The following is a 3575-nucleotide window of genomic DNA, read 5'->3' on the forward strand; positions in this document are numbered from 1 at the left end:
TGGGCCTCCTCACCAACCGCGCGCGGGGTAGGGCCGCGTCAGCTTACCGTCATGCCCCGCTTGCCGGGGCGATCCACGGCGCCGGCTTGCGCCCGCGCCTCGGTGCCTCGGCGACCTGAACGCCCGCGTGATGAGCAGGTGGATCGCCCGGACAAGCCGGGGGATGACGGCAGGATGATGGAGAACGGCTAACCCTGGCGCCCCTCCGGCATTCCCGGCCCGGGGTCGCTCCCCGCCGCTACTGCAGCGAGCCCTCGCCGTCGTTCGGCGTGGTGCGGGCGAGCGTCATCTGGGTGATGGCCACCAGCATCTCGGCGCGCTCGCGCAGGGTCCGCGCCTCCAGCAGCGCCTGCTTCTCGCGCACGCCATAAGGCGAGATGACGGAGAGCGTATTCACCAGCATCTCGGTGCCGGCCTGCTGGATGCCGTCCCAGTCCGCATCGAGCTTGTTGGCTTCCAGGAAGGCGGCGAGCGCCGCCAGCAGCGCCGAGCGGTCCACCTCGCTTTCGCCGGCGCTGGCGTCGAAGTCGGCGGCGAAGGGGCCGGTGTCGATCTTGAACTGGCGGTAGGGGGTGAGTGCCTCCACCTCCTCAAGGATGGTGAAGCGGGCGACGCCGGTGAGCGTGATGAGGTAGCGCCCGTCCCCGGTCTCGGCGAACTGGGTCAGGCGGCCGAGGCAGCCCACCTTGTAGACGTGCGGGCCGGCCGGGGCCGGGAGGCTCGGCGCCGGGGGTCCGGCTGCGCCATGGCGATGAGCCGCGCGCCGGAGAGCGCGTCGTCCACCATGGCGAGGTAGCGCGGCTCGAAGATGTTGAGCGGCAGCTCGGCGCGCGGCAGCAGCAGCGCCCCCGACAGGGGAAACACCGGCACCACCGGCGGCACGTCCGCCGGCGAGAGATAGGTCCGCTTTGCGGCCACGTTCGGCTTCCTTTCTCGGCGCCCGCGCATTCTCGACGGGCAGCGCGGGGCGCCGTCAGGCGAACAGGATCGCCGACAGCTTCTTACGGCCGGAGACGGTGAGCGGATCGGTCGGGCCCCAGGCCTCGAACAATTGCACGATCTGCTTGCGGGCCGCGTCCTCGTTCCAGGCGCGGTCGCGCTTGACGATGTCCAGCAGGTGCACCAGCGCCTCCTCGCGCCGCCCCTTGGCATTGAGCGCCAGAGCGAGGTCGAAGCGCGCGGCGTGATCCGCCGGGTCGAGGTCCACCTTGGCGGCGAGGCTCGCGAGGTCGCCCAGCGACTGCGCCTGCTCGGCCAGCTCCAGCGCCGCGCGGGCGGCGGCGACGAGCGGATCGTTCTGCTTGTCCGCCGGCGCCAAAGCGAGCGTCGCCTTGGCCTGCTCAAGCGCGCCGGCCTGCACCTGGGCGCGCACCAGGCCGGTGAGGGCCTTCAGGTTGTCGGGCTCCTCGCCGAGCACGGCGGCGAAGATCTCGGCGGCGGCGGTGACGTCGCCCTCGGCCAGCGCCGCCTCGCCGGAGGCCAGCACCTCCTCGAGGCCGGCATCGGCCGGGCCGCCCATGAGGCGCTCGATGAAGGCGTTCACCTGCCCCTCGGGCAGCGCGCCCATGAAGCCGTCCACGGGCTGGCCGTTCACGAACGCATAGACGGTGGGGATGGACTGGATGCCGAGCTTGCCGGGGATGGCCGGGTGCTCGTCGATGTTCATCTTGACCAGCTTGACCTTGCCCTTGGTGGCGCGGACCGCCTTCTCGATGATCGGGCCGAGGGTCTTGCAGGGGCCGCACCAGGGCGCCCAGAAGTCCACCAGCACCGGGCGGCGCTTGGATTCCTCCATCACGTCGACCATGAAGGTCTGGGTGGTGGTGTCGGTCACCGCCTCGTCGCGGCCGGCGCCGCTCGCCGCGCCTTGCGTCGCGCCCTGAGTCGCGCCTTGTGTCGCGCCTCCCCGGGCGCCTGTCTGGTTGAACAGCATAGCCTCACCCCTCAAGAGCCGGACCGATCGGCTCGCATCCGTCCCTTAGATGGGCATGGGGCGCGCCGGCGCAATCGGGCCTGCCGCTTCTACCGCCTTCCGGCATGGGGTGGAACCCGCAGAATGCGCGCCCCGGCCTCCGCCGGACCCTGAAAGCCGGGGAAGGCGCCCCGCGGCCTGTGGACGCGCAAGGCCCGCGCCCGGCCTGCCCCTTGCCTGCCCCGCGCCGCGCGTGCAGGCTCGGTTTGACCACAACCGCCAAAGGCTGGCACACCTCATGCCATGCCTCGAAATGCATTGACCGGATGACGTCCAACCGCCCGCGGCCCCCGAAATGAAGTTCAACCGCCTGCGGCTCGTGGGCTTCAAGACCTTCGTCGAGCCCACCGACCTCATCATCGAGCCCGGCCTCACCGGCGTGGTGGGCCCGAACGGGTGCGGCAAGTCCAACCTCGTCGAGGCGCTGCGCTGGGTCATGGGCGAAAGCTCGCACAAGGCCATGCGCGCCCAGGACATGGACGACGTGATCTTCGCCGGCACCACGGGGCGGCCGGCGCGCAACGCGGCCGAGGTGGCGCTCCAGCTCGACAATTCCGACCGCACCGCCCCCGCCGGCTTCAACGAGTGGGACCAGCTGGAGGTGGTGCGCCGCATCGAGCGCGGCTCGGGATCGGCCTACCGGATCAACGGACGCGACGTGCGGGCGCGCGACGTGAACCTGCTGTTCGCCGACGCCTCCACCGGCGCCCGCTCCCCGGCCTTGGTGCGCCAGGGGCAGATCGGCGAGATCGTCGGCGCCAAGCCCAATGCGCGCCGCCGCATCCTGGAGGAGGCGGCGGGCGTCGCCGGCCTGCATGCCCGCCGCCACGAGGCGGAGATGCGCCTCAAGGCGGCCGAGCAGAACCTCGCCCGGGTCGAGGACGTGATCGTCCAGCTCGGCACCCAGGTGGAGAGCCTCAAGCGCCAGTCGCGCCAGACCGTGCGCTACAAGGGCCTCGCCGCCGAGATCCGCCAGTGCGAGGCGACGCTTCTGTGGCTGCGCTGGCGCGAGGTAACGGCGGCGCTGGCCGAGGCCGAGCGCGCCGTGGAGGCGAGCGTGCGCGACGGCGCCGAGACCACCCGCATCCAGGCCGAGGCGGCGCGGCTCCAGGCCATCGCCGCCCATGAACTGCCGCCGCTGCGCCAGGCCGAGGCGGAGGCCGCCGCCGCGCTCCAGCGCCTCACGCTTGCTCGCGGCGAGCTGGACAAGGAGGAGGCGCGCATCGCCGCCCGCCGCCAGGACCTGGAGCGGCGCATCGTGCAGCTGGCGCAGGACCTGGAGCGCGAGAAGGCGCTCTCGGCCGACGCCTCGGGCGTGCTGGAGCGCCTCGCCGACGAGAGCGAGACGCTGCGCGCCGAGCAGGAGGCCGCCGCCGAAGCGGAGATGGTCGCCGGCGACCGCATGGCCGAGATCGCCGCCGCCTTGGCCGAGGCGGAGACGGCGCTGGAGGAGAAGACCACGCTGTTCGCCGACCTCGGCGCGCGCCGGACGAGCCTCGAACAGTCCGTGCGCGAGCTGCGCGACCGCCTGGTGCGCAACGCCGCCGAGCGGGCTTCGGTGGAGGCGGAGGAGGCGCGCCACCGCCGCGAGGCCGGCACCGAG

The 3575-nt window shown here is 72.6% G+C and carries 2 protein-coding genes and 1 pseudogene; 1 reads left to right on the top strand and 2 read right to left on the bottom strand.

The genetic code is table 11. From position 1 onward, the window contains the following. Nucleotides 1-238 precede the first annotated feature (238 nt). Nucleotides 239-918, bottom strand: a pseudogene (locus AC2W7M_RS21940) (LON peptidase substrate-binding domain-containing protein). A gap of 55 nt (nt 919-973) precedes the next feature. After that, entirely contained in the window at nt 974-1933 is a 960-nt protein-coding gene (gene trxA, locus AC2W7M_RS21945; protein WP_486134902.1) for a thioredoxin, read from the bottom strand. Nucleotides 1934-2267: 334 nt separating this feature from the next. Between trxA and AC2W7M_RS21950 the strand changes: the two genes are divergently transcribed. After that, on the top strand, nt 2268-3575 hold a 1308-nt coding region (locus AC2W7M_RS21950; RefSeq protein WP_486134904.1), incomplete at its 3' end, for an AAA family ATPase.

Source organism: Xanthobacter sp. BG11Y11_SDJG, assembly GCF_057364445.1.